This is a genomic window from Vibrio orientalis CIP 102891 = ATCC 33934 (assembly GCF_000176235.1).
Taxonomy (GTDB): domain Bacteria; phylum Pseudomonadota; class Gammaproteobacteria; order Enterobacterales; family Vibrionaceae; genus Vibrio; species Vibrio orientalis.
The window spans coordinates 600,806-625,005 of sequence record NZ_ACZV01000004.1 but is presented as its reverse complement, the minus strand read 5'-3'; the positions used below and the strand labels follow the sequence as shown (position 1 = coordinate 625,005).

General features: G+C 42.4%; 25 protein-coding genes. 13 read left to right on the top strand and 12 right to left on the bottom strand.

Annotated elements, in window-relative coordinates; all coding sequences use genetic code 11:
- Positions 1–30 precede the first annotated feature (30 nt).
- The 6 genes from VIA_RS06295 to VIA_RS06270 all read left to right on the top strand — a co-directional run bounded on the left by VIA_RS06295 (position 31) and on the right by VIA_RS06270 (position 6,359).
- Positions 31–1,239, top strand: a complete 1,209-nt coding sequence (locus VIA_RS06295; protein ID WP_004411788.1) for a conjugal transfer protein TraF — start codon at positions 31–33, stop codon at positions 1,237–1,239.
- Positions 1,240–1,315: 76 nt separating this feature from the next.
- A complete protein-coding gene (locus tag VIA_RS21645) occupies positions 1,316–1,462 on the top strand; it encodes a YoaH family protein (RefSeq protein WP_004411787.1) in 147 nt (48 codons plus the stop codon).
- A gap of 488 nt (positions 1,463–1,950) precedes the next feature.
- Positions 1,951–2,364 (top strand): hypothetical protein, encoded by a 414-nt coding sequence (locus VIA_RS06290; protein WP_004411786.1) that lies wholly within the window; start codon positions 1,951–1,953, stop codon positions 2,362–2,364.
- A 564-nt stretch (positions 2,365–2,928) separates the two neighbouring features.
- Positions 2,929–3,624, top strand: coding sequence for a hypothetical protein (locus tag VIA_RS06280; RefSeq protein ID WP_004411785.1), 696 nt, complete (start codon positions 2,929–2,931; stop codon positions 3,622–3,624).
- A 113-nt stretch (positions 3,625–3,737) separates the two neighbouring features.
- The gene (locus tag VIA_RS06275) at positions 3,738–4,892 is read left to right on the top strand and encodes a YaaC family protein (RefSeq protein ID WP_004416567.1); all 1,155 of its coding nucleotides are present in this window, start codon (positions 3,738–3,740) and stop codon (positions 4,890–4,892) included.
- Positions 4,893–5,042: 150 nt separating this feature from the next.
- The gene (locus VIA_RS06270; protein ID WP_004411783.1) at positions 5,043–6,359 is read left to right on the top strand and encodes a HEPN domain-containing protein; all 1,317 of its coding nucleotides are present in this window, start codon (positions 5,043–5,045) and stop codon (positions 6,357–6,359) included.
- 254 nt (positions 6,360–6,613) lie between these two features.
- On the opposite strand, the gene VIA_RS06265 is transcribed toward VIA_RS06270, so the two are convergent.
- Together VIA_RS06265 and VIA_RS06260 are read right to left on the bottom strand one after the other, a co-directional pair.
- On the bottom strand, positions 6,614–6,850 hold the full coding sequence (locus tag VIA_RS06265; RefSeq protein WP_235801281.1) for a hypothetical protein: 237 nt from the start codon (positions 6,848–6,850) through the stop codon (positions 6,614–6,616).
- Positions 6,851–6,949: 99 nt separating this feature from the next.
- On the bottom strand, positions 6,950–7,243 hold the full coding sequence (locus VIA_RS06260; protein ID WP_004411780.1) for a hypothetical protein: 294 nt from the start codon (positions 7,241–7,243) through the stop codon (positions 6,950–6,952).
- Between the two features lie 199 nt (positions 7,244–7,442).
- On the opposite strand from VIA_RS06260, the gene VIA_RS06255 reads away from it, so the two are divergent.
- A complete protein-coding gene (locus tag VIA_RS06255) occupies positions 7,443–7,820 on the top strand; it encodes a polymorphic toxin type 44 domain-containing protein (RefSeq protein WP_004411779.1) in 378 nt (125 codons plus the stop codon).
- Positions 7,798–8,187 (top strand): hypothetical protein, encoded by a 390-nt coding sequence (locus VIA_RS06250; RefSeq protein WP_004411777.1) that lies wholly within the window; start codon positions 7,798–7,800, stop codon positions 8,185–8,187. The genes VIA_RS06255 and VIA_RS06250 overlap by 23 nt, the downstream gene beginning before the upstream one ends.
- 251 nt (positions 8,188–8,438) lie before the next feature.
- Here the strand turns inward: VIA_RS06250 and yciH are convergent, their stop codons facing one another.
- Together yciH and VIA_RS06240 are read right to left on the bottom strand one after the other, a co-directional pair.
- Entirely contained in the window at positions 8,439–8,750 is a 312-nt protein-coding gene (gene yciH / locus VIA_RS06245; protein WP_004411775.1) for a stress response translation initiation inhibitor YciH, read from the bottom strand.
- Positions 8,751–8,755: 5 nt separating this feature from the next.
- Positions 8,756–9,133, bottom strand: coding sequence for a DUF3319 domain-containing protein (locus VIA_RS06240; protein WP_004411773.1), 378 nt, complete (start codon positions 9,131–9,133; stop codon positions 8,756–8,758).
- A 99-nt stretch (positions 9,134–9,232) separates the two neighbouring features.
- Between VIA_RS06240 and VIA_RS06235 the strand changes: the two genes are divergently transcribed.
- Positions 9,233–10,189, top strand: coding sequence for a tyrosine-type recombinase/integrase (locus VIA_RS06235; RefSeq protein ID WP_004411772.1), 957 nt, complete (start codon positions 9,233–9,235; stop codon positions 10,187–10,189).
- On the opposite strand, the gene VIA_RS06230 is transcribed toward VIA_RS06235, so the two are convergent.
- Both VIA_RS06230 and VIA_RS06225 read right to left on the bottom strand, forming a co-directional pair.
- Positions 10,186–11,178 carry a D-alanine--D-alanine ligase gene (locus tag VIA_RS06230; protein WP_004411769.1) on the bottom strand — a complete coding sequence of 331 codons (993 nt, stop codon included), beginning with the start codon at positions 11,176–11,178 and terminating at the stop codon, positions 10,186–10,188. The two genes, VIA_RS06235 and VIA_RS06230, sit on opposite strands and share 4 nt — an antisense overlap.
- A gap of 162 nt (positions 11,179–11,340) precedes the next feature.
- Positions 11,341–11,910: an SPOR domain-containing protein gene (locus tag VIA_RS06225; RefSeq protein WP_004411767.1), complete on the bottom strand. Its 570-nt coding sequence runs from the start codon at positions 11,908–11,910 to the stop codon at positions 11,341–11,343.
- Between the two features lie 216 nt (positions 11,911–12,126).
- On the opposite strand from VIA_RS06225, the gene VIA_RS06220 reads away from it, so the two are divergent.
- Entirely contained in the window at positions 12,127–14,811 is a 2,685-nt protein-coding gene (locus VIA_RS06220; RefSeq protein ID WP_004411765.1) for a bifunctional acetate--CoA ligase family protein/GNAT family N-acetyltransferase, read from the top strand.
- 32 nt (positions 14,812–14,843) lie between these two features.
- Here the strand turns inward: VIA_RS06220 and VIA_RS06215 are convergent, their stop codons facing one another.
- Positions 14,844–15,740 carry a LysR family transcriptional regulator gene (locus tag VIA_RS06215; RefSeq protein WP_004411764.1) on the bottom strand — a complete coding sequence of 299 codons (897 nt, stop codon included), beginning with the start codon at positions 15,738–15,740 and terminating at the stop codon, positions 14,844–14,846.
- Positions 15,741–15,992: 252 nt separating this feature from the next.
- On the opposite strand from VIA_RS06215, the gene VIA_RS06210 reads away from it, so the two are divergent.
- On the top strand, positions 15,993–18,179 hold the full coding sequence (locus VIA_RS06210; RefSeq protein WP_004411763.1) for a TonB-dependent hemoglobin/transferrin/lactoferrin family receptor: 2,187 nt from the start codon (positions 15,993–15,995) through the stop codon (positions 18,177–18,179).
- Between the two features lie 443 nt (positions 18,180–18,622).
- Here VIA_RS06210 and VIA_RS06205 read toward each other — a convergent pair whose 3' ends face one another.
- The 4 genes from VIA_RS06205 to VIA_RS06190 form a co-directional block, all read right to left on the bottom strand.
- Complete coding sequence (locus tag VIA_RS06205; RefSeq protein ID WP_004411762.1) at positions 18,623–18,874, bottom strand: hypothetical protein; 252 nt, start codon at positions 18,872–18,874, stop codon at positions 18,623–18,625.
- Positions 18,874–20,583: an SgrR family transcriptional regulator gene (locus VIA_RS06200; protein WP_004411761.1), complete on the bottom strand. Its 1,710-nt coding sequence runs from the start codon at positions 20,581–20,583 to the stop codon at positions 18,874–18,876. Before VIA_RS06200 ends, VIA_RS06205 begins: the two co-directional genes overlap by 1 nt.
- A gap of 76 nt (positions 20,584–20,659) precedes the next feature.
- Entirely contained in the window at positions 20,660–20,893 is a 234-nt protein-coding gene (locus VIA_RS06195; RefSeq protein WP_004411760.1) for a DUF3389 domain-containing protein, read from the bottom strand.
- Entirely contained in the window at positions 20,893–21,342 is a 450-nt protein-coding gene (locus VIA_RS06190; RefSeq protein WP_004411757.1) for a hotdog fold thioesterase, read from the bottom strand. Before VIA_RS06190 ends, VIA_RS06195 begins: the two co-directional genes overlap by 1 nt.
- Positions 21,343–21,435: 93 nt before the next feature.
- Between VIA_RS06190 and VIA_RS06185 the strand changes: the two genes are divergently transcribed.
- The gene (locus VIA_RS06185; RefSeq protein WP_004411755.1) at positions 21,436–22,224 is read left to right on the top strand and encodes a M48 family metallopeptidase; all 789 of its coding nucleotides are present in this window, start codon (positions 21,436–21,438) and stop codon (positions 22,222–22,224) included.
- Positions 22,225–22,259: 35 nt separating this feature from the next.
- Here VIA_RS06185 and VIA_RS06180 read toward each other — a convergent pair whose 3' ends face one another.
- Positions 22,260–23,342 carry a site-2 protease family protein gene (locus tag VIA_RS06180; protein WP_004411754.1) on the bottom strand — a complete coding sequence of 361 codons (1,083 nt, stop codon included), beginning with the start codon at positions 23,340–23,342 and terminating at the stop codon, positions 22,260–22,262.
- A gap of 264 nt (positions 23,343–23,606) precedes the next feature.
- Here VIA_RS06180 and VIA_RS06175 point away from each other — a divergent pair, with 264 nt between their 5' ends.
- On the top strand, positions 23,607–24,164 hold the full coding sequence (locus VIA_RS06175) for a PhnA domain-containing protein (protein WP_004411753.1): 558 nt from the start codon (positions 23,607–23,609) through the stop codon (positions 24,162–24,164).
- Positions 24,165–24,200: the final 36 nt, after the last annotated feature.

Here is a 24,200-nt window from a genome sequence, read left to right as displayed (position 1 = left end):
ACACATGGAATAGAAAAAGTTTATACCGATATGGAAAATAAATTAAAACTCTTATCGCTGTCTATCATGTTTGCTGCGTCATCCGCGTCTGCGGCAAACTATGCGATCGAAGCCCGTGGCGATGCAATGGGTGGTGTTGGCGTTGTTTCAGCAAACTTTCTAACCGCTCCTTTTTACAACCCAGCACTGACTGCAATTTACCGTCGTAACGACGATGTTGGCATGATCACTCCAAGCTTCGGTTTGTCATATAGCGATGAGCATATGATGGTTGACGATCTCGATAAAGCTGCGGGTCTAATTGATCAGGCGATCGGTGGGGATTATTCGAATGTTTCTGAACTCGAAGGTACTTTAGATGCGCTAAATGGCGATATCGCTAAACTTGAGTTTGGTGGTGTCGTCGCTTTTGCTATCCCAAACCGCTATATAGCAGCGAACGTTTTCGGTAAAGCCTACGCAGAATCTTTCGCACAAACCGATATTTATGACGGTGCGAACAGTGGTATTGATCCAGCTCTAAACCCAGCTATCAATGCAGAGTTAAGCGCAGTTAACGCTGTCGGTGTAGGGGTAACTGAAGTTGGTATCTCACTCGCCAAGTATCAAACTTTCCTTGGACAGCATATATCGTTCGGTATTACACCTAAGATCCAACGAATTTATACCTATGTCTATTCAGCAAATCTAAACAATTACGACATCAAAGATGTACGTGACAATGGTACAGGCGAAACCATGTTCAATATGGACGCAGGTTTCTTATGGTTCCATGGACCGTTTCGTGTCGGGTTCTCTGCAACAAACCTTATCTCACGTGATATACAAACTATTGAGCTTGCAGGCTCAACCGTTACATCAAGTATTGATGGTTCACAAAGCCGCACGTTTGATCCTGTATCTTACGCATACCAAATGCGTCCACTCTACACAGTGGGGGTTGGCCTAGTTGCAGACTACGCAACAATTAGTGTTGATTACGATCTTAATGAAGAAGAGCGCTACACTAATTTTGATGATAATACCCAGATGCTTCGTGTTGGTGGTGAAATTGACATTATGCGTCAATTAAAACTACGCGCAGGTTGGAAACGTAACCTTGCCTATGATGACTTAGATGACACCGTTACCGCAGGTATTGGTTTGTCACCGTTAAATCTGTTCCAACTAGATATCGGTGCAAGCTACACCAATGAAAACTCAATGGGTGCTTACGTTAACTTCTTAACCAGTTACTAAGCAACGGGGTAGGTGATACTAGCCTAATCGCACAATTCGTAATATAGTCGGCTCCTAATAGTTAGGAGCCTTTTTTATGTTTGACGATTTACCGCCACTCTCACACAAAGAACAACAGAAAGCCGTAGAGCGCATCCAGCAGCTCATGGCAGAGGGCATGAGCACAGCCCAAGCAATCAAAGTTGTTGCGGAGCAAATTAGAGCTGAAGCTGCAAAACAATAACTGAACTCAAAACATTAAAAAGAGCAGGGTACTGCTCTTTTTTTATGCCTAAATTTTAACGCGCACTATAACAGTACAAAATAGCGCACTGTTCTGTAGCGTCACAGCCGCTACCTTCCTAACGCCACTCAAAACCAGTAAAACATTCATTTGTAATAAAACTGAAAGTCAGATCAAAACAACCAATCACTACCACTAAATAACCACTTATCAATAACTTACAAAAGCACAAAACACTACCAAGAATAACCCTGAAAGTTGATTTGTAATTTAATTACATGCCTGTAAGTTTTCGGTGTGAGCACTTACTGTCAGCCAGTGTAATACTCTGCGTGGTTATGGCGTAACAAAAATGAGCGATACCGGAATCGTTTATCGAAGTCGTAATTAGAAAATCTTCAAAACTAAGAAGTGTCACCTGAACATGGTGGGATTGATGTGCTAACCTATTGATTATTCGTTTTCATAATCCAGGGTTAGGAATAGACATGGTTACTAATAAGTGCAAAACACTGGCACTTGCTGCCTTAGTTTTAGCTGCGCCAATCTCAGTATCTGCTCAAACTCAAGCTGTATTGGCTGAATCAATCGCACTACCAACATTGAGTGTCTTAAGTGGTAAGCAACTTAAGTTATCTTTGGCGGGTGTAGAGTGTGGTCAAAATGAATATTTCACGGATAGCGCAAACGTCAGCATTCTAGCGAACGGAACTCCACTAGAATTCATCCGTACTTGTCATGATTCGGTCTTAGCCTTCACGCCAATTAACCGCAGCGAAAACACTCTATTCGTGGAGATTCTATTGAAGAATCGAAACCTGAATCTAAGATACATGGCAGGCGCGAGATCATATGCCTATAACGATTGGCAGTTGGCACCAGTAAAAGAAGTGCTGAAGTAGGTGACAGTGTCACTCAATATATCCCAAGTCCACAATCCAAAGTGGATTTGGGATATAGATTCCAAAAGATACAGCGCACAAACTTATTCCATTCTCCTACATAAAAGCATCTAACTAAATGGTGTTCGCTCCAGCAGTTTTAGTCGTGCCGTTCAACCAATACCTCTGCTTCTAAACTACTTCCTTACGTCGTTCTGATCTAATTCTAGTGCTGTTTTTGTGCGCGCTATGGCTAGACGATGCTGTAAGTGCAAAGGCCGCAAACAAAATGGCCAACTCAAGAAGGGGTTACACATTAAGAGGTGGCCGAGTTGTGAAAGCCACCACGACTCGAAAATGCAGGAAAACCAAACTCAGACGCTAAAAGAAAACGCTCAAAAGGGCGGTTTTTTCATGCTCACTCACACACTATTAAACAAAGTGCACTTAAAATTCTGAAGTGAATCATAAATCTTTCAATTATTCAGTAGCTTAATGTGGTTTTAGCAAGACATATAGATTAGCATGCTTGCGATTAGAAGGACTTATTACCGCGTAATTGGCGTTATGTTCTAGGAGCAAAAATTGACTAAAATTAGCAAAATTATAGCTTTTGCAAAGGATAAACGAGTTCTAATAGTAATTGGCCTATTAGCTTTGGCAATAGCCCTCTTTTTTGAAGCTTTATCGATCCATAATGAAACTTTCTACAAAGATTTTGTAGTCGGTAGCTTGTTCCCCGAGATTATTGGGGTAGTTGCAGAGCTTCTCTTTGTATACTTAATATTCAGTTATATAGATCACAACAGGCATCAACGTAGTATTTTAGAGAATGAAAGGCGTTCACGTTCTTACCTGAGATTTTTCATCGTTGACTTACTACGAAACGAACAGATTTTGAGTCGATGTATCGAACTAAACTCAGACTTTAAAACGTTTAAAGGTGACCCTGAAAAGTTTAAATTTTACGACTTTGAGTCTGAGTTTAATGGGAAGGTTATCAATACATTGAGTACCGTTGTACAAGAGTGTGAAACCGAATCAGTTTGTAACCATATACGGAATCACGTGAAAATTGATCTTGGTGCATTTCAGGCTATGTTGCCAGTAGTTTCTAAAGTTAGTACTTCACACTTTAAGCTGTGGCAAAGAACTTTATATTTCATGTCTATGATTGCGAGTGGTGAGAGCACGATTGGTAATACTAAGAAGGTCCTAGCAAGAATCAGGTCTTTCGACAAAATTACTGCTCGTCAGTTTGTTATTAAGCAACGTACGTAAGAGAGTAATTTCACAACGCTTGGCATTTTTACTATGTGTTGAATTTGTGTTTAAGGCTTAGTACTGAAGCTTCGACACACCTTAATTGGACGTTATTAAACCAAAGGGGAGTTATGGGAAATCCAATTATAGCAAATGATCCAAACAAGCTCGTTTGGCTTAGGTTGAAACAATTAGCAAGTGTAGAAGTTTGTAAAAACCTTATTAAAGATAAATGCAACAGGCTTGGCCACACATTAACAGAAGAAATAATTGCGCGAAAATCTGTAGGCTTAGCTTCGGCGGTTGATTCCGCTCTTGGATATTGGCAGGAAAAACCAACATCTCTAAACTCTTGGGTTCTATCTCGATACTATGCTTTGTTACAACTAACAATTGCTGAACAAGTTTCTAGTTCTTCTAATCAAAGTGATTTGGCGTCTGTTCAAAAACATACGGAGCAGGGGCATGGTTTAGCCATTTGGCTCAAGGGCATCGAAAATCCGCTAGATTATCGTATCTATGGTTTGAAGGGCGGACATTTTTATTCGTATGCTAAACACTTAGGCTTAGCTCCTAAAGTGTGGTCTGCGGACAAGCGTGCAAAAGACGACTCTGACTTGAAAAGTAGTCCAAGTATTTCGATAAAGGAGTTATTCCAATTCATTCCTGAACTTGAGCCCGTACTTTATTCGTTTATACAAGAGTCTTCTTGTTGTCTGCATATTGGACACTCTTCGGAAAATAGTCGATATGAGGAAGAAATCCGCACTCAAAATATGGAGTTGGGCCTATTTAATTGGGATGTTCCAAAGCGTAGTTTTACATATGTCGACATATATGAAAATTTGGACAACCCAATTAACTTAGAGCTTATTTTGAGTACCAAAATCCCCTTGAATAACATCAGCGTCACTTCGAATGAATGTAGCTCAGAAGGCGCTATTTATACGGGCACTTTAACCCATGAAAAGGGCCAGCTATGGTGGTCTGAAATTGAGCATTATAAATCAAGTTTTACTGGTTCAATGTTTGTGTCTCCAATGTTTGGGCAAGTGAATGATGTCGTTGTTAGGCATTTTTTCTTGTTGTATGGTTTAAGTATATTAGTTCGTTATACTCCTGATGTTTGGCATGAAATTAAAGCAGGATCATACGATAATATAGGCTCCCTTATTGAGTATTATTTAACAACTTTTGAAGAGGTAATACCTTTACTTATGCTTGATCGAATTACGGGGAAAGTGCATAGCACAGCACAACCAGGATCTATGCAAAGCCTGGTGTAATGATTTTATAACAATCATTTAAGAGTGTTTAACCACGCTTGGCATTTTTGGTGTGTGTTACGTTTAGTGTTTACGGTGTTCAAGTTTAGTTGTGTGGTCGCATCGTTCACACCTTCATTGGGCGTCATGTGTCCACTCAGAGGTTATCGAATGTCATTAAATATTCATCAAAGATGTAAAGAAAGATTAATTGAGGTTATTGCTGAACACCTAGGGAATGTCCTAGTTAAAAACAAGATATTTATTGAGCGTGCATCCTGTATTGGTTTATTAGCTGCAGAGTCTATCTTGCCCCATTCAGGAGATATAAAAGAAACATTAAAAGACTCAATAGGCGAGATTCCAATATTTGATTTTGTGTATGAAAGCCTTTCTAGAGAATTAGCTGAAAACATTGTATACGACTCAACTTTACCATTAGTAAAACTTACTGATATTGAGGGCTATCAAGACGTTGTCGAGATCGCTACTCGACTAGTTCATGAATTTGACAGTTTGCCATGGCAATACACTTTCAGTATTGAAATGAATAGTGATATGGCAAAGTTGCTCCACGAAAATATAGGTGAATATGAAGTATCTGAAAATATGACTATTCGAAAGTCAGACGCAGACTTCTCATCAACTTACCCACCTATGTCAGGAATTGAAGAAAGAGACAAATCTATTTCGAATCGTGGATTGGGTTTGCTTTCGTTATTTACAGAACATTCTTGGAATGATTCAGGCGCTTTTCTACAAATAAAAAATAACGGTTTTGTAGGGCAATATGGTTCCGCAGAAACGCATACACAAGTAATAGAAAAATTAAAATCATTTTGCGGGTTGGGTATTGCCCTTAGACTTTTTAAGATCAATCCAACGTATCGTTCTACCCCTACAAAAGCAAAGTTTTACATTCATAAAGCTGTGCATGATAACTGGATAATACTAGATAAGCATGAATTGGATTATGATATTTCTGACACGTTTCACGACTTGGTCATCCATGACTTAGATGGAGTACTTGATACTCAAGAAAAGAAGACTTCACGGGTAAATCGAAGATTGAGGGAAATAGGAACGGTTTTTTCGTGTGGGAACCTATCAAAAACTCATAAGTTGCTTTTGGCTTGTCAGTGGTTATTTGAAAGCTATAGCGGTAAAAATGAACTGCTGTCCTTTGTTCAAACAACGATTGTTATTGAGATTCTACTGGGTGACAAAGCTTCGTCAGAACAAGTAGGGTTAGGTGCATTATTAAGAAATCGTTGTGCATATTTGATAGGAGTGAGCCAAACGCAACGAAACGAAATATTAGATGACTTCCAAAAAATATATGATGTTAGGTCCAAAATTGTGCATGGCGGAAAAAGTAGACTGAATTACATCGAACGTGGACTTTTAGCTAAATTACAATGGATGTGTCGAAGAGTAATCCAAGAGGAAGTGAAATTACTCTCTGAAGACGAGAAAAAGGACACATAACAAGCATAGCGCGTTTATAACGTTTAATTTTAAATGTCATTCAACTAACCCAAGGCTATCGCCACTTTAAATGCGCACGGTTATTCAAAAACAGATAAAGCAGCACGTTTTTCTGGCTCTATTTATCGAAGGTTGAAACCATTCAATCACTGGAAATTCATGGCGATATCAGCTTATCACCATAATCGGCTAAGGCTTGTTCAAAGACGGTCGCGTTTGCACTCGCTGTGATTAGAAGTGCAAAGAGTAGGGAGCTATAACGTCGCACGGTATGCACACCTCCAAAATTCACCTTCTTCTCCATGAGTCTGCCAGCTTAACGGCTCCGCAATACCATTGATTCGCCCTTTGACGATGGTATTAACAGACGTCAGCACCTCAGAAAATTCCACCCAATCATACTCAGCAATGTTGATGAGCGTTTCCGCCGGTTTCAGTTTCCCCAAAAACAAATCAAACAACGGTAACGCACCGACAGAATAAGCGAGCATATTACCATTTTCTATAACGGCTTTAATCTCACCAACCAACCTGACTCTTAACGTATCGAAACTGCATTATTAGAATGACTGTGCATTTATACAGACATTCTAGCAGTTTGGTTCAGACTTAGAAATCAATTGAAACCTCAGCGTATCCTCGTACCAATCCAGCCACAGCACACGGTCGATATCTAAACGAAATCGCTCCAATATGGTTTCAACATAACCGCGATATTCACAGCACATTGCATGAACAACACAGTCTTGCGTGACACTGTCACTTTTCAATGGTCGATATTCGCGGCCATATCGAGCTTGAACAGCCGCGTATGGTGACTCGGCTTCGACCAGTGCGTAATCGTACCAATTCGACACGCAATACAGAGATAACGGCTTGTCCATGAAAGATCCACAATGATGGGTATGAAAATAGCTTAACCACGCAGCGCGTGTGCCACAATTGAACTTACTCGCGAATCCTCGCTATGCCGACGCACTTCGCAAATTCTTTTCTTCGTTAAGCATTTAGGCAAATTTTTACCCAGCGGTCTTCGCTGATAAGATAATGTCGTTATCATATGTGCTATACAGGGAGAGCGATATGTCTACTCATCCAACAAGCCCAGAGGGTGTGTCCGTCGATGCCAATATGGCCTATATTCGACGGGAGTTTGGCACGCTTGTGGGTCCATTAGACTATCACTGGTTTTATGAGCAAGTCAGAAATAAAGGACCTTGGGATTTCAAACAACGCGGGTCATTTGAAGATTTCGGTAACTTTCATTATGGTGCTGTTGGCTATGCCGGTGGTATTCCTGAAAGCGTCTTACTGCGTGCAGCCGGTTGCGCTCAGATGAAAGCAGGGACGTCATTGGATCGTTGGGGCGACTGTTGGAGCTCGCCACCGTATGGTGATGACCCGAACGATCAGCGATTTATTAAGCTAGGGATAGAGTATGCAAAAAATAAAGGTTATTAGCCTGATTGCGCTCGGCGCGATAATAGCCATCGCGGCAAGCGAGTTTCTTAAACCAGAGCTTGAATTGGATAAACAGGTGTTCGAAATCCCGATCTCAAAAACCGTCTCAGTTGAAGGTTTTCGTAACAATAGCGGTGGCGCTACTGTCGGCTTTAGATACTATTACTACGTCACTGATGCGAATCAGGAAAGGCAAAAGCCGTTCTTAGTGACAGACAGCCAGAAGCTAGACATCAAAGTGAACAGTGATACATCGTTTTCAGTGTCCGTTGACAGCAATATTTACCAGTTTACCAATATGGTCTGGGTAGACGATGGCGAGCAACTCACAGCACTCGATATTTCATTAGAGGCGCACAGACCTTAACAAGCGATCACAATCAAGTCCGCCAAAGCGCGGGCTTTTATTGGACATTACTATATTACCTTCACACGAGTTAGTGCGCATTATGTATATTATGGTAAATAACATCAATAAACAAAAGAGCACAATGAAGTGCTCTATTTAAACTAGCCTGCTTTCGCTTAGTATGTTGTCTAATTCAACATAATCGCATTTTACATAAAATACCTAATAACTAGTTTGATAATCAGAGATTAACAAACCTGTTCTTAGGTTTAGCCGCCGGCTAGCTTTACTGTGTGACCTTTCTTTTCAAGGTGTACTTTGATCTTGTCACGAACATCGCCTTGAATTTCAATTGTGCCGTCTTTTACTGAGCCACCACAACCACATACTTTCTTAAGCTCTGCTGCTAACAGCTTTAAAGGAGCATCATCCAAATCTAAGCCAGTGACTATAGAAACGCCTTTACCTTTACGTCCTTTAGTTTGACGCGTTATACGGACGATTCCATCGCCTTTTTCACGCTGTGGCTTTTCTTCTTCAGGTTTGATTCGACCTACATCAGTACTATATACAAGAGTCATAAGTGTTATTTCTTCTGTTGCTGTTCGGCTTTTTGCTTAGCCAGCAAGTATGCCTCTATATGCTTCTGTATAGCAAGTTTTCCGCCTTTAATAAGACGGCCATTGAAGAAACAGTACCAACTATTCGCGTCACCCGTGTCGTTTTTTAGCGTATAACCGTTAAAGTTCTCCTGTACAGGACTTCCGGTCTGCGTTTTCTTTTCAGCCAACGAGCTAAACTCTTTAGGATCGATGATCGAAGCCGTATCGCAGAACCAATCGATACTTTTCTTCACAGCAGCCATGCTGCCTGACAGTACGTGGTTTTTGATTTGAACTTGCCAAACTTCCGTTGAATTTCCAGCAGTTTTGAGGACGAAGCCTCTGTAAGTAGCAGCAGCCATAATGATTATTATCGTTGTATTAGATTAGTTTAATAATAATTGTAAATTGCTCATTATCAAGTATATTTGTTATACATTTATTGGTTATAGTGCGTATAAATGAAGAAAATCGTTCGCGTCATCACATGCAAAGATGAAAAAAATCAGTTTCTCTCTAAATTTTCCAATCCTATCGAATTGGAAGATATCAATTCTCTAACGGATAACTCCTATTCTCATAACTCACTGTTAGCTATGAGAAAAGATTGGAACCTGTTCAGTGAGTTTTGCCAAAGCAAGCATGTGCGCCCTATTCCCGCATCATCGACGGCTGTTCGATTATTTTTGGAACGCGAAGCGCAGAAAAGAAAATATGCCACCATTAAGCGTTACAACGTCACTATAGGTTTGGTTCACCGTATTCTTGGTATTGCCGATCCAACCAGTACACAAGTGGTTCAATCCACGTTATCTCGCCTCAGGCTCGAGAAAAAACACGATGCAACCTCTGCACAACCCTTTACTCTCAAGCACTTAAAGATGATTACGCAACGTCTTGAGCGTTCGACTAAGTTAAAAGATAAGCGTGATCTTGCCATTTACTACGTCATGTTCGAGTGTATGCTTAAGCGCGGTGAACTTAAAACACTATCCCATCAAGATATTATTGATGATCAATACCCGAGAAAAATACTGGTTGGCCAAGAGACATATACCTTATCTGAATCTGCCAGTACCTATCTAAGTAAGTGGGTTTCGGCCAAACCTAGTTCAGTCGGGCCACTTTTTTCCGCGATAGATAAGCATGGCGTTACGAGTGTAGAGCTATTAGATGACTCGTCAATCTTTCGTATATTGCGCAACGCAAGCAAGAAGCTTGGTTTAGACGTTCAGTTTTCCGGTCAGTCGTTACGCGTTGGCGCGGTTGCTGATCTTGCGAAAAAAGGGAAAAAAGTGAGGGAAATCCAGCAATATGGTCGCTGGCAGAGTGCCGCTATGCCTTATCACTATTTAGGTAATAAGGCACAGGCAGAAGAAGAAAAGATTGTCTTTAAATCAATTAAGCCTTGGACTTAAATCGATGTTTTTACGCAGTTAGCTAGAAATGCAGCAAAACTATGGCCGTTGTTCTCAAGCATTTTCGGGAACATCGAAATCGGCGTCATTCCTGGGAACGTGTTGACTTCATTTAAATAGATCTCACCGCTAGGCGTTAAGAAGAAATCAATTCGAGATAAGTGACGCAGGCGCATTTGCGTGAACACTTTTTCTGAACTCGTACGGATCACCGCCAACTGCTCGTCATTTAAGTCAGTCGCGACCACTTTAGTTGTAGAATGACTTTCCGTGCTGTATTTCTCTTCATAAGAATAGAATGCATCTTCCGGCGCAATAATTTCACCAGGTGCTGTAATATGCAGTTCACCATCAAGTTCATAAGCCGCGACTTCTAGCTCACGAGGTTTAACTGCTTGCTCAACAAGTACTTGGTCTGAATAGCCGAAGGCATTGTCTAGTGCAGCTTGTAGTTGTGATAATTCCGTTACCTTGTAACAACCTACTGATGAGCCTTGTCGTGCAGCTTTGACGAAGACACTTCCCCATTTTTCAAAGGCCTGCTCGCTTAATTCGTAAGCTTGTTGGCTGTTCTCAGAAAGGAAGATATACGGCGTATTCGGAATGCCTAACGCGTCATACCATAACTTAGACGTGATCTTGTTAAAGCTATTTGTGCTCGCTTCAGGGCCACAACCTAAATAAGGAATGCCCGATAGCTCAAGCATCGATTGGATGTCGCCAGTTTCGCCAGGAAAACCATGAATACAAGGAACAACAAAATCTAACTTCGTCTGCTGAGAATCAGTATTCAATGTACCTGAATTGCTGTCTAAATACGCAAGGTCGCCACTGTCGGTGTACCACCCATCTGTTTTCATCTCGACGCGAACAACATTAAATTCAGGCGTTTGTTCTAGCTGAGATTGAAGGAAATTTGCAGAAACGAGTGATACTTCATGTTCAGATGAACCACCACCACAAAGAAGAAGAATTGTCGTATTAGTCATTAATCGATCTTTCCGTGACACAACAGAGGGATTAGAAAAACATGATAATCAAAAGCGCATACAGTTACACGGTTTTCACAAAGAATTTCTCAATTTGGCTTCTGAGTGCTTACAATTTAGGCGTAAAAAAAGGGGCGATAGCCCCTTCTTATAAAAATGGTATTAATTCAACTTGTTCAAAGTTGGGTATTGAGAGTTCTTGATTGCATCAATGCTCTTCACAAACGGTTTCAATGACTGGAATTCAGATGGAAGTTCGCCGATCGCTTTTTTCGCATCAGTGCGAGTTGCGTAGTCACCGTAAAGCACTGAGTACCATTTAGTGCCGTTCACTACTTTGTAGTTTTCCCAGATAGGTTGATTGTCGCGTGGCAGTTTACGAGCAAACTGGTCAACCTTAGTTTGAGAACCAACAGCAACCACTTGGATAGTAAAACCGTAACGAGGGTTCATCGCTTGCTGTTTAGCGGTAGGGGGAATAATCGCGACAGCTGGTTTCGCTTTAGCCTGCGTCGTTACTGCCTGTTTTTCTGGAGTTTTAGACACATTAACAACAGCAACGTTGTCTTCTGAAATGCCGTTGGTCATTCCCTGTTGTGATACAACTGGTTGTTCAACCTTAGCTGTTTTGTAATCCTCACGATAGCTTTCTGAGCTTACATCGGTGACATAGTCACTCGACACACATGCAGAAAGCACCACTGATAAGCCAACAATCGCAATTTTTTTCATGAAATTTTAAATGCCTTAACTAGAAATTACTGTAAATCATGCCGTTAGAAAGGAAGAGAATCAACCCAACATTCTAATTATATATCAATACTCTGTGACGGATGGCACAAACTTAACCAGCGCCCGAGTGATCTGATTAAAACAACACCAAAATCTATGAGTATTTAACCATTAGGTTCGCTAGGATGAGTGTTGTCGCTGTATTGGGAGCATGAGATGAGCAACTTGAACCAACTCTTTAAACCTCGTTCTGTCGCTGTTATTGGTGCATCGACCAAACCGATGCGAGCCGGCAATATCGTCATGAAGAATTTGCTGCATGGTGGATTCGAAGGAGCGATCATGCCCGTCACCCCAAAATACTCATCGGTCTGTGGTGTGCTCGCCTACCCATCGGTTGAACAACTGCCAATCATTCCTGATGTCGCCATCTTATGCACACACGCAAAATACAACCAAGCGCTATTTCAGCAGCTCGCTGACAAACAGGTAAAATCGGTTATTGTCCTCTCTGCCGATATGCATTTATCCAATGATGATGGCGAAAGTATCCAGTCAGCCTGTCTTCAAATTGCAAAACAAAGTGGTATGCGGATACTTGGCCCCAACAGTTTAGGGCTCGTATTACCTTGGGTAAATTTCAATGCCTCGTTCTCTCCTGTGACGGCTGAAAAAGGTAAGATCGCCTTTATTTCTCAATCTGCTGCGATGTGTACAACCATTCTCGATTGGGCAAATGACAAAAACATCGGCTTTTCTGCGTTTATCTCCTTGGGTAATGCTCTCGATATCGACTTTTCTGATCTACTTGATCATTTAAGTACTGACACGCACACCGAGGCAATTTTGCTGTATGTCGATACGATCAAAGATGCGCGACGTTTTATGTCTGCTGCTCGTGCTGCCTCACGTAACCGTCGTATATTGGTTCTAAAAGGTGGTAGAACGTCCGCGGGTCGCCTTGCTGCGAAAGCACATACGGGTGGCGATGATACACTCGATATTATCTACGACTCCGCTATTCGCCGAACCGGTATGCTACGCGTAAATAACTCCCATGAGCTATTTGCAGCGGTAGAAACGCTGACACATTCGGTGCCTCTTCGTGGTGAAAAACTTGCCATCATTACCAACGGTGGTGGCCCTGCAATTATGGCTGTCGACACACTACTTGAACGTGGCGGTAAATTAGCACAGCTCTCTGATGAAACCTTGGATAAGCTCACGACGCTTCTACCCACTAGTTGGAGTTACAACAACCCTATTGATATGGTCGGTGATGCCGATCAGTCCCGTTACGTAAATACACTCAACGCGCTGATGGATACCGATTGTGCTGATGCAATTTTGATTATGCATAGCCCTTCTGCCGTCGCGCATTCAGAGTTAACAGCCAAAGCGGTTGTTGATGCGATTAAAGCGCATCCACGCCACAAGCGCTTCAATTTTCTCACCAACTGGTCTGGCGAACTCACCGCTAAACCTGCCCGAGATATTTTCACTCAAGCAGGGATTCCCACTTACCGCACGCCAGAAAGTGCGGTCGTCGCATTCATGCACCTTGTCGAGTACAGACGTAACCAAAAGCAACTGATGGAGACGCCGACTACTGCAGAACCAGTACACATTGCCGAGTTGAAAGAGGCGAATAATTGGATAGAAGAAAAGCTACTGGATAAAAACACAGTATCACTAGATACTCATCAAATTGGTCCATTTTTGCGCTGCTTCAATTTCGAAGTTTTGCCTACTTGGATTGCATCAGATTCGAGCGAAGCCGTTCATGTTGCCGAGCAAATTGGCTATCCAGTCGCGGTAAAGCTTCGTTCTCCTGATATCGCCCACAAATCTGATGTTCAGGGCGTGATGCTTAACTTGCGAAACAGTACTGAAGTCGCCAACGCCTCTGATGCAATCTTAGATCGTACCAAGCTCTCCTATCCTTCTGCTCATATACATGGGCTATTGGTTCAAGGGATGGCTAAGCTTGCAGGTGGTGAAGAAATTCGCATCAAAGTTAAACATGACGATACCTTTGGTCCGGTAATCTTACTGGGTCAAGGCGGCTCTGAATGGGATGAATCTCTAGACGCGGCTTCCGCATTGCCTCCGCTTAATATGGCTCTGGCCCGTTATCTTATCGTTAGAGCAATAAAAAATGGCAAGATTCGTCCACAGAAACTGCCAGAGCCAATGGACATTCACGGGCTTTCTGAATTACTGGTTCGGATCTCTCAGATGGTGGTAGATTGCCCTCAAGTACATGAGCTGGATATCCATCCAGTACTCGCTAATGGTTCCAACTTCACCATTATCGATGCTGATTTAGTCTTGAAACGATATGAAGGTGATGCACAACAAAGATTGGCGATTCGCCCTTATCCCGTTGAGTATGAAGAAATTATCGACCTAAAAGATGGTGAGCAAGTGTTGCTGCGTCCTATCCTACCGGAAGATGAGCCACATCATGCTGACTTTATTAATAATGTCTCGAAAGAGGATCTCTACAAGCGATTCTTTAGTGATGTCGGCGAATTTAATCATGAAGCCTTAGCCAACTTGACTCAGATTGATTATGACAGAGAAATGGCCTTTGTCGCGGTTAGTCAATCTCGTCCTGGCTCGCCAATCATTGGCGTGTCGCGTGCTTTGATCAACCCTGAAAACACTGATGCAGAATTTGCTATTTTGATCCGTTCTGATCTTAAGGGTAACGGCTTAGGTAAGGTGCTGATGAATAAGATAATTCAATACTGTCGTCACAAAGGTACCTTACAAATGTCTGGGATGACGATGCCAACCAACCGAGGCATGTTAATGTTGGCTCAAAAGCTCGGGTTCGAGTTAGATGTTCAGTTTGAAGATGGCGTTGCAGATATGCGCCTTTGCTTAACGGAATAGATTAAGGGGAGCCATTGAGCTCCCCTTATTGCTTATACTTTTGATTGCTTCTTCCAGTGCTTCATCAAGTATTGAATACACCAAGATTTCGCTTCGCCAATCTTATTACGTTTCCACACCAGTATGATGTCGATAGGCTGAGGTTGGGTTCCTTCAATCTGTTTAATTACACCTTCTTCAATCAGCTCTAACGCTAATTCCTTCGGTAACGTACCAATCCCTAAACCTAGTTTAAGTGCATCAACCTTGGCTGAAAAGTTACTCACGGTGAGTCGAGGTTGGCGCTGGGTAATGTTAACCGTCAAGGCAGGTTGCTCCCTTGCCGTGTCTGCGATGGCAATGATTCGATACTTTTCACGCGCCTCTTCATCAAATTCACCGACACGCTTATGCACATAGTGATCAGCCGCCGCGACCCAAATCATTTCCATTGTGCCAATGGTTTCCGCTTTCACATCTTGGGGCAACGTATCAATCCTTGGCGCGACAAGTAAGTCAGCTCGGCCATTATTCAATGACTCCCAACAACCGGCGAGAATCTCTTCCTGCAGCTTGATGCGTGTCGAGCTCACATTGCCGAGCTCCGCGACTAAACTGAAAAAGTTTTTAACCGGAATAATGCCATCAAATGCGAGCGTAATATCAAGCTCCCAACCATTGGCTAGCACACTGGCATCGTTGACCAATTTCTCTGTCGCAGCAAGGATATCTCTTCCTCGCTCAAGGATAAGGCGCCCTGCTTCTGTAAAGTTCGCTTTATGTCCGGAGCGGTCAAATATCATGATATCGAGGTCTTGTTCGAGCTTTTGAATTTGATAGCTCAACGATGAAGGCGCTCGGTCAAGTTCATTTGCTGCTGCTGCGAAGCTTCCTCGCCTTTCTATCGCATCTAATATATGAAGCGCTTCTAATGTTATTGGGCTCTGCACAACTGCTTTCCTTATCTATAACCACTGCGAATAGCGTGACACACATCACGCAACACAGGTCTTAATTGAACCTTTACAAATGTTAAATAAATGATTATCCCACTGTAATTTAAGGAATTTATCTTAATTTCGACAAACATGGCGTACGAAAACCAACAAAAACGCCAATGCAAACAATAGTAATTATCATTTAGATCCAATAGAATTTCCCCGTTCAACGAAAACCTATATGGATAAAAGGTAATAAACATAATGTATAAGAAATCTCTACTGTCAGCTTCAATCGTTTTAGCGCTGACGTCAACTGCCTCCGCCGAAGAATATGCCCTATTTGACGAAGTTGTGGTCTCTGCAACACGTACCGAGCAAAGCAAAGAAGACGTAGCTGCATCTATTGACTCATTTTCTTCAGAGGATATCGACAACTCTCTTTCAAGCGATTTAAAAGATGTTCTTCTTAACACTCCTGGCGTTGATGCGACGACTTCTGGTCGCTTCGGTATTTCAGGCTTCAATATCCGTGGTATGGATGGTGACCGAGTTAAAGTTGTTGTGGATGGTGTTCAACAAGTTACCCCATACAATTCAGGCGGCGGCACTCAGGCAATCTACCCGAACACAATTGAAGTGGATACCCTTCAAGCGATTGAAATTAATAAAGGCGCTTCATCGACCCTTTACGGTTCAAATGCTTTGGGCGGCGTAGTTGTTCTTAAAACTAAAGATCCTGAAGACTTCCTTGTAACTGACGGAGATGAGTCTCGCTTTGGGATTAAGTCATCTTACTCTTCAAGCGATGAACAGTTCAAAAATACGTTAACCTGGGCTATGCGTCGCGGTGATCTTGAAACCATTCTTATCGGTACCTATGCGCAAGGTCATGAAACAGAAACCTATGGTGATGGCGCTGATGTAGAAGGCGAAGATCGCGGAATTTCAAACCCTGCTGATAAAGACATGAGCAATATCCTTGCAAAGGTCTACTATCAGTTGAACGAACAAAACCGTATCGGCTTGACGTACGAACGCAACAATCAAAACTTTGAAGAAAATAAGCTCAGTGGTAATTACACTTCTAGCCACCCTATGTTTGGCGACATTGTTACGTATGACAACTCAACGTCTGATGATGAAACTTTACGTGAAAAAATCGGCATCAGTTACGAGCTGCATAGCAATAACGTCGCTTTCGATACCATGGCGCTCAATCTAAATTTCCAAACGACCGAAAGCACTAACGAGAACTATGCTTTAGTCACTGACCATCTCGGCATGATCGGTTACAGCGGCGAGCGTACACGAACACGTTACGCCGAAGATGAAACTGTCCAGTTCGATGCGCAGTTCGATAAAGTGGTTGCCTTAAGTCATTCAACTCATGAGATCACTTACGGTTTGAACTACGTAAATACTGATTTCTCATTAAACAACGTAGATTACTTCCATGACAATGGGACTTCTTCTCCGGGCGCGACAAATGTTCCAGACGCGAAAATGGATCAATGGGGTCTATTTGCACAAAACAACATTTTCCTTCTTGATGAACAGCTAGTGCTTAACGTAGGCCTACGTTACGACGCTTATGAGGCTAACCCGTCTACAGATGATGGTTTCACGACAGAGCACAAGGTAAATGAAGATGATGCATTGACTGGCAAGGTTGGTGCGGTTTATCACTTTAATGATCAGTTAAGTACCTTTGCACAAGTTGGTCAGGGCTTCAAAGCGCCTAGCGTAGAGCAACTGTATTACGAGTACGATAAAGGTTCTGACTTTACACCAAACTCAGACCTTGAAGCAGAGAAAAGTACATCTTACGAAATCGGTTTCCGTGGCAAAAATGAGTTCGCTCAATTTGAGCTAGTTGGCTTCTTTAACGACTACAAAGACTTTATTTCCACAGAACAACTACCAGAGAAGACTCCAGGTAAAGAACACTTCACATTAGTTAACTTAGATGAAGTTGAGATCAAAGGTGTTGAATTTAGTAATGTATTACTTCTAGATCAGATGTTTAGCGCTCCTGAAGGTACATACACTACCTTCTCTATTGCGTACGCTGAAGGTGAAGACAAGAAAACTAGTGAGAAACTGACGTCTGTAGCACCTTTAACATCAGTTATTGGCCTTGGTTATGACAACTTTGAACACAAATTCGGTGGATTGGCTACATTGAAGCTGGTAGCAAGCAAAACGGATTGGCCAACAGAAACTTATGATTATGAAGATTCTGCGGGATATGGCGTTGTTGATATCACAGCATATTATCAACCAATGACAGATCTTACACTGCGAGCAGGTCTGTTTAACGCGTTCGATAAGAAGTATTGGCAGTATGACAACTTTACGGTTGATTCTAGTGCTAGCGCGGCTTCATATAATGATCGTTACTCTGAACCGGGCCGTAACTGGGGTGTAAGCTTAGATTACCAATTCTAATTATAGCAATAAGTCCAAAAGCCAGCTCAATGCTGGCTTTTTTACTTTTATCGGCATAACGAGTTGATTATTAGGCTATTAAAAACAAAAAAGCTCCCATTTAAGGAGCTTTAATCATTAACATTTGCTAAAAAGAATATAAAAAATGGAGCAAATGTGAGAATTACTTAGCGCTAGCCATCTCTTTTTTTACCATAACAGCTGCTGCAACGATAAAAGTGATGATCAGACCTAGTTCCATTGTGTACCTCTGAGATATATTTGGAAAAACCGAAGATTAACTGCGGATATTCTAACAGCTTTAAATAACATTGATAGCTCTTAACACGGTTTTTACGTATTTTATCGATTCAGATCAAAATTAACCTTGAGTGCTCTGTTATTTACACTTTCTGTATCCTTTTTAATCAGCAGGTTTGCCAAAATAATATTCTAGAATGCCACTATTTCATGGTCACTTTTCCACCGATTATCTTGTAAGCAGGCGTTCCCCGAACTAGCGTGTCGCGAGCAAATTCACCGCCACACTCGGGGCAAAAACAGGGCGTTTTCGTGAAATCTTCGACAATACGCTCTTTAAAACACTTAACCAGAGCGCCCTTGCCTCCTTTACGGTACTTAAATAGCTGCGCTTTACACTTAGCGCAATAGATATTGACCGTTTTACTTGGCTGTTTCTTATTGGGTTTCGCCACTACTCTGTCCCATCGCCGTCTGTCAGAAGCTGAGGCTTGACCCACACCTTACTAAAATCAAACCAACCCAATGCGTTGCATTTTGCGTTTTGTAATGAGCCACATTGATCTTTACTGACCCCTAACCAACAGTGAAACATCGGTATCAGCTGCATTTTTTCAGCTAACGACTTACCCAGTGCTTTTGAAGGAAACGCTGAGTTCGGCGTCGCTTGCCAATCTCTTACAAGCTGAGCCCAATAATCAAAGTCTTCTTCTTTACTAAGAGCGGCAATATCACTGTAGTTAAGTAGCCACCCTGCTAATGCATCATCACGGTTGGTTGATATACCCATTGGCTTTAACCATATATCGATAGAAGACGTGTCTTCCACAGTTTGATCGTAGGTAACCAGGTTAACGCCTAACCCATCTTGCTTGAGCAATGACTCTATACATTTAACCAGTGTTGGGAACATTGGGTGTTGTCCATGGTAGGCAATAGTGACAGTGCGATATGACGGCGGAGACGTGTAACCTTGTTTTGTATGGTGATACCAACCCGGCTTTAAACCATGGGCGGGCAAGACACCGAGCTCAGCCAATTTGTCTTGTGGGAGTTGCTGGAACAGATTCAGTGTAGTCAGTTTTTGGCTAAAATAGTTTGCCCAATCGTTAGTAGCAGCCAAACCATCCTTACGGTTGAGCATCAACAACGTACAACCCGGGTCCAATTCAACTTCATCAGAAAACTCAGCCGTCTCTGGTCGAACAGGATTAGCGAGACTCGGAAAAACCATCGATGAGTGCGATTCATCAATCACCCAAACTTCGACTCGATCCAACAATGGTCTAAAACCAAAATAGCCATCAAACGCTTGTAAAACCAATCGTTTTTGATCGTTTTGCACAATACGATAAGGGCCAGTGCCTATTGGAAATTCATCAAAGTTATCTGCTCTGCTTTCTATCGGCAGCGTGATTTTTGCGCATGATTCAGATAACAAAAGAGGTAATTTATAGTCCGCTCGTTCAAGATGAACATCAACGATCAAGTGACCAGGTGACTCAACGCGTTCAATGTGCGAAAACAGCGTCTTTTGCTTTAATGCGACTAAACAATCGAGGATGTTTTCAACGGTGAGCAGATCACCATTGTGGAATCGCACACTCGGGCGAATGTAAAAGCGCCAATGTGTCGCACTGACCATTTCCCATGTATGAGCAAGATCAGGTTGTAACTGCTCTTGTTCATCAATACGAGTTAAACCACTAAAGATTTGCTGAGCGATATGCAGTTCAGAACGTCGCATTTGATCAAAAGGGTTTAGGTTCGAAAGCGGTCGATAGTATGGAAGGCGCACCACTTGCTGCCCTTCTTGGTGGACAATACCAAGATACTTTTCAACAACTTGTGCTAGTTTGGCACTATCATGATCAAGCACCTTTAGCGCTTGCCCTATTTTGCCTTCTTCTAAATATCGTTTAGCTAGGTTTTCGCTAACGTCAGCTCGGCTTCTTTTAAAGTTGAGTTGAGAAAGCTTGCCGCGCCCAGGAGCAGGATGCCACTCTAGCCACCCTTCTTCTTCCATTTTGTTGAGTACGATTCGCGCATTACGGCGGGTACAAAATAGGATTTCGGTAATTTCTTCTAATTGAACTCCGGAGTCTTGTCCTTTGTAGTGTTCAAATAGGGTTTCAAACTGAACTCTTAGGCGGGGGCTACTCATAAAGAGGAAATCTCACTAACATTGATATGTTAATGAGTTTCCTCATTTATCTAGATAGGATCAAGTGCTAATTAGACTATTGAATCGCGATGCTCGTTTCTTGTGCGATTTGTTGAAGCTGATCTTCGTTATCTAGCTTAATCGACCACTTTGTCTCACTGCCGTTCGCGGCTATGACATTCGCCCCACGTCCAATTAAGGTAATTGCATCGATTTGAGACTGAAGCGTCACCATAGACGCGGATTCAAGCTTTACGACAATTTCATGTGGAGTAGCAATGACCTTCCCCGCACTGAAATGAATTACCATCACTTCGCCTCTTTACGTTGAGTTGTCGACTTTTTGTTTTTAACCGCAATAGTTAATCTGCTGGTGCAAACAAGCCTTTCACGATCATCGGTAATGTTTATTTGCCAAACTTGCGTAGAAACGCCTAAGTGAATCGGCTTAGCTGTCCCAATTACATGGCCACTGCGCATTGAACGGACATGATTGGCATTGATATCTAACCCGACACAATAGCTCCCTTCAGCCACACAAAAATTGGCAGCAACAGAGCCTAATGTTTCAGCCAATACCACTGAAGCTCCACCATGTAGCATGCCCAATGGCTGGTGGGTGAACGAACAAACCGGCATGGTTGCCGAAATATAGTCATCTCCAAATTCGGTATAAATAATATTGAGATGCTCTATCAATGTATTTTGTGACGTTTTATTTAGCACTTCAAGATCAATGGGGCGTTTCCAAATGCTCATTTATATTTCCAATCGCAACTACAGTTAACAAGGATTGTAACCTAATGTTATGATTTACCTAATTAGATTCTTGCATTTGCAATAGGGAACTCAATGCAAAAGTGGTTAAAGCTATCAACTGTCATCACAACACTCACCATCGCGGCTTGTAGCGCGTCTCCAACTGGACGTAATCAATTGTTGCTGTTTTCTGATAGTGATATGAGCAGTCTAGGTGCGCGATCTTTTGATCAAATGAAGAAAGATCAGAAAGTCAGCACAGATGCTAAGACAAACGCCTATGTACAATGCGTCACTCAAGCGATCACTAAGCACGTCCCGCCTCAACCCGGCTTCAATCAATGGGAGGCTGTGGTTTTTGACAGTGAGCAAGTCAATGCTTTTGCACTACCTGGCGGCAAGATTGGCGTTTATACCGGGTTATTAGATGTTGCGGTCAACCAAGATCAGTTGGCTACAGTTATAGGCCATGAAATCGCGCACGTCCTTGCTGACCACAGTAATGAACGCTTATCTCAGTCTCAAATCGCCAACGCAGGTCTACAAATTACCAATATCGCGTTAGGCTCATCAGAATACGCTCAGTACACAGGTGTCACGATGGCCGCTCTGGGCCTTGGCGTACAATATGGTGTATTAATGCCTTATGGTCGAACGCAAGAATCAGAAGCGGACATTGTCGGATTAGAGCTGATGGCGAAATCTGGTTTTGATCCTAACCAAAGCGTCGATTTATGGAAGAACATGGCTAAAGCGTCAGGTGGCCAACAACCACCGGAGTTGCTCTCTACGCACCCTTCCCACAGTACGCGTATCCAAGATTTAAAAGCGAAGATCCAAAGTTTGCCAAACTACAATACGACACGGCCAAATTGTTCATAAAAGAAAGGGAGCGTGATGCTCCCTTTTATATTTCGTTAAGTACCTAGTATAAGCAGTGGTAGCTGCAGTAATTGGTCCCCTGTCGACGCAAAGAACCAAATAATACCAATCAGCGATGCTACCAAACCGACATACCACACCGCCGAGATAATTTGCCCATATCTGTCTAGTGGTAACAGATGGCTATGGTGACGACCGCGCCACTCAATGACAATTTCTAGCATGCCCATGATCAGTAGGAATCCAAATAAAGTGAGCCCTAACGAATAGCTAAGTACCACTCCACCAGCCGCTGCCGCGGTACATAGAATGATTCCCGCAACGCTGTTCATTGAGAAGCTGATACTTTTAAGCACATGTCCGCCGTCGAGCGGTAGTATCGGTAGCAGATTGAATAGGTTTAAGAAGGCGTTAAATACGGCCAAGCCTGCAAAAAACATCTCACCGGTAATTAGGTAGACGATCAAAAGGATGACCGACAAGATCAAACCAAACATCGGCCCCATAATCGAGATAACAACATCTTGCCAACGTGTATTGATCTTTTCATCACTGAGCGCCAAACCACCTAAAAATGGCACCAAGTAAATTCCTTTTGTTTTCATGCCAAAGTACTTCATCGCCTTAACATGGCCATACTCGTGAAATACCAAACAAGCTATCAGCGCGAGAGCAAACTGAAATGAAAACAGCCATGAATAAGCTGCGAGACTCGCCGAAGCTAGCACCACTTTAATCAGCTTGGCACTCTTTAATGCCTTCATACCTAAAGAGACTAAACCAATTAAGCTGAAGCGTTTTTCAGGCTCTGGTGGCGTGAACGGCACCTGCTTCTCAATGTCTTTGGTATCACGGCTGCCCTGTTGGATGGTCTCACCATTCACTGATGCATGGAAATCAATAGTAAAAGGTTGCCAGATTAGAGTCGTTTCAAGTTTACAAACGAGTTCTTGCTCTCCACTCATCAAAGTAAATTGATGATGCGAGTTATCGCCACGCTCTGAATTAGCATCAAGCTGTGAGACCAATTGGTTGTTCCAAAATAGTTGCTGCCAACCAGCCATAGAGCCTTCTAGACGAAGCGGCTTACCTAAAAATTCAATCGAGAGAAGTTCCAACGCTCGTAACCTATTAATTTGATATAAAGACGCCGTTGATTATGCCTATCCTGACTAACTAGGTAAAGAAATTGCTAACAATGTGACAATGTCACACAAATTAAGCCATTGATGGGGCTTATTTTGTTTACCTTTAGTATTCAAAAGTCAGAGTAAAGCAATTTTATATCAGTTAAACCTTTGCTATTCGGTATACCCCTTTCTTTTCGATGGATAAAGTGCATAATAGCCGCGTAATTAACACCTAACTAATGTGAGTCCATTATGTCTTCTGAAGCTACTATGCTAGAACGCTGCCAATCAAAATGTGAATTATGTGCTGCTGATGCACCATTAACCGCTTATGCCGTTCCTCCGCACAGCCACGTGACAGTAGATTACGCCATCATGGTATGTGACAAGTGTCTAGGTGAAATCGAAGAGCCAAAAGACATCAATCACTGGCGTTGCCTAAACGACAGCATGTGGAGCCAAGTTCCTGCTGTTCAAGTAACTGCATGGCGCCAACTAACTCGCCTAAACGCTGAAAGCTGGGCGCAAGATGCGCTAGACATGATGTACATGGAAGAAGATCAGATGAACTGGGCAATGACTGGCATGTCTGCTGACGACAAACCATTCGATTGCAACGGCGTTGAACTTAAAAAAGGTGACGACGTAACGGTAATTAAAGACCTACCAGTTAAAGGCACTAACCAAGTCATCAAGCAAGGTACAGTTATCCGCGGCATCAGCATCGGCGACGACCCTAAGCTTGTTTCTGGTAAAGCGAATGGCGGCCAATCTATGTACGTTATCGCTGAATACTGCCGTAAGAAGTAATCACAAGTTACTTTCGACAGATATTAAGAAGGCGCT

Coding starts and splice junctions, on each gene's coding strand:
- VIA_RS06295 (WP_004411788.1), top strand. CDS start 31: ATGGAAAATAAATTAAAACTCTTATCGCTGTCTATCATGTTTGCTGCG.
- VIA_RS21645 (WP_004411787.1), top strand. CDS start 1,316: ATGTTTGACGATTTACCGCCACTCTCACACAAAGAACAACAGAAAGCC.
- VIA_RS06290 (WP_004411786.1), top strand. CDS start 1,951: ATGGTTACTAATAAGTGCAAAACACTGGCACTTGCTGCCTTAGTTTTA.
- VIA_RS06275 (WP_004416567.1), top strand. CDS start 3,738: ATGGGAAATCCAATTATAGCAAATGATCCAAACAAGCTCGTTTGGCTT.
- VIA_RS06270 (WP_004411783.1), top strand. CDS start 5,043: ATGTCATTAAATATTCATCAAAGATGTAAAGAAAGATTAATTGAGGTT.
- VIA_RS06265 (WP_235801281.1), bottom strand. CDS start 6,850: ATGCTCGCTTATTCTGTCGGTGCGTTACCGTTGTTTGATTTGTTTTTG.
- VIA_RS06260 (WP_004411780.1), bottom strand. CDS start 7,243: ATGGACAAGCCGTTATCTCTGTATTGCGTGTCGAATTGGTACGATTAC.
- VIA_RS06255 (WP_004411779.1), top strand. CDS start 7,443: ATGTCTACTCATCCAACAAGCCCAGAGGGTGTGTCCGTCGATGCCAAT.
- VIA_RS06250 (WP_004411777.1), top strand. CDS start 7,798: ATGCAAAAAATAAAGGTTATTAGCCTGATTGCGCTCGGCGCGATAATA.
- yciH (WP_004411775.1), bottom strand. CDS start 8,750: ATGACTCTTGTATATAGTACTGATGTAGGTCGAATCAAACCTGAAGAA.
- VIA_RS06240 (WP_004411773.1), bottom strand. CDS start 9,133: ATGGCTGCTGCTACTTACAGAGGCTTCGTCCTCAAAACTGCTGGAAAT.
- VIA_RS06235 (WP_004411772.1), top strand. CDS start 9,233: ATGAAGAAAATCGTTCGCGTCATCACATGCAAAGATGAAAAAAATCAG.
- VIA_RS06230 (WP_004411769.1), bottom strand. CDS start 11,178: ATGACTAATACGACAATTCTTCTTCTTTGTGGTGGTGGTTCATCTGAA.
- VIA_RS06225 (WP_004411767.1), bottom strand. CDS start 11,910: ATGAAAAAAATTGCGATTGTTGGCTTATCAGTGGTGCTTTCTGCATGT.
- VIA_RS06220 (WP_004411765.1), top strand. CDS start 12,127: ATGAGCAACTTGAACCAACTCTTTAAACCTCGTTCTGTCGCTGTTATT.
- VIA_RS06210 (WP_004411763.1), top strand. CDS start 15,993: ATGTATAAGAAATCTCTACTGTCAGCTTCAATCGTTTTAGCGCTGACG.
- VIA_RS06200 (WP_004411761.1), bottom strand. CDS start 20,583: ATGAGTAGCCCCCGCCTAAGAGTTCAGTTTGAAACCCTATTTGAACAC.
- VIA_RS06195 (WP_004411760.1), bottom strand. CDS start 20,893: ATGGTAATTCATTTCAGTGCGGGGAAGGTCATTGCTACTCCACATGAA.
- VIA_RS06190 (WP_004411757.1), bottom strand. CDS start 21,342: ATGAGCATTTGGAAACGCCCCATTGATCTTGAAGTGCTAAATAAAACG.
- VIA_RS06185 (WP_004411755.1), top strand. CDS start 21,436: ATGCAAAAGTGGTTAAAGCTATCAACTGTCATCACAACACTCACCATC.
- VIA_RS06175 (WP_004411753.1), top strand. CDS start 23,607: ATGTCTTCTGAAGCTACTATGCTAGAACGCTGCCAATCAAAATGTGAA.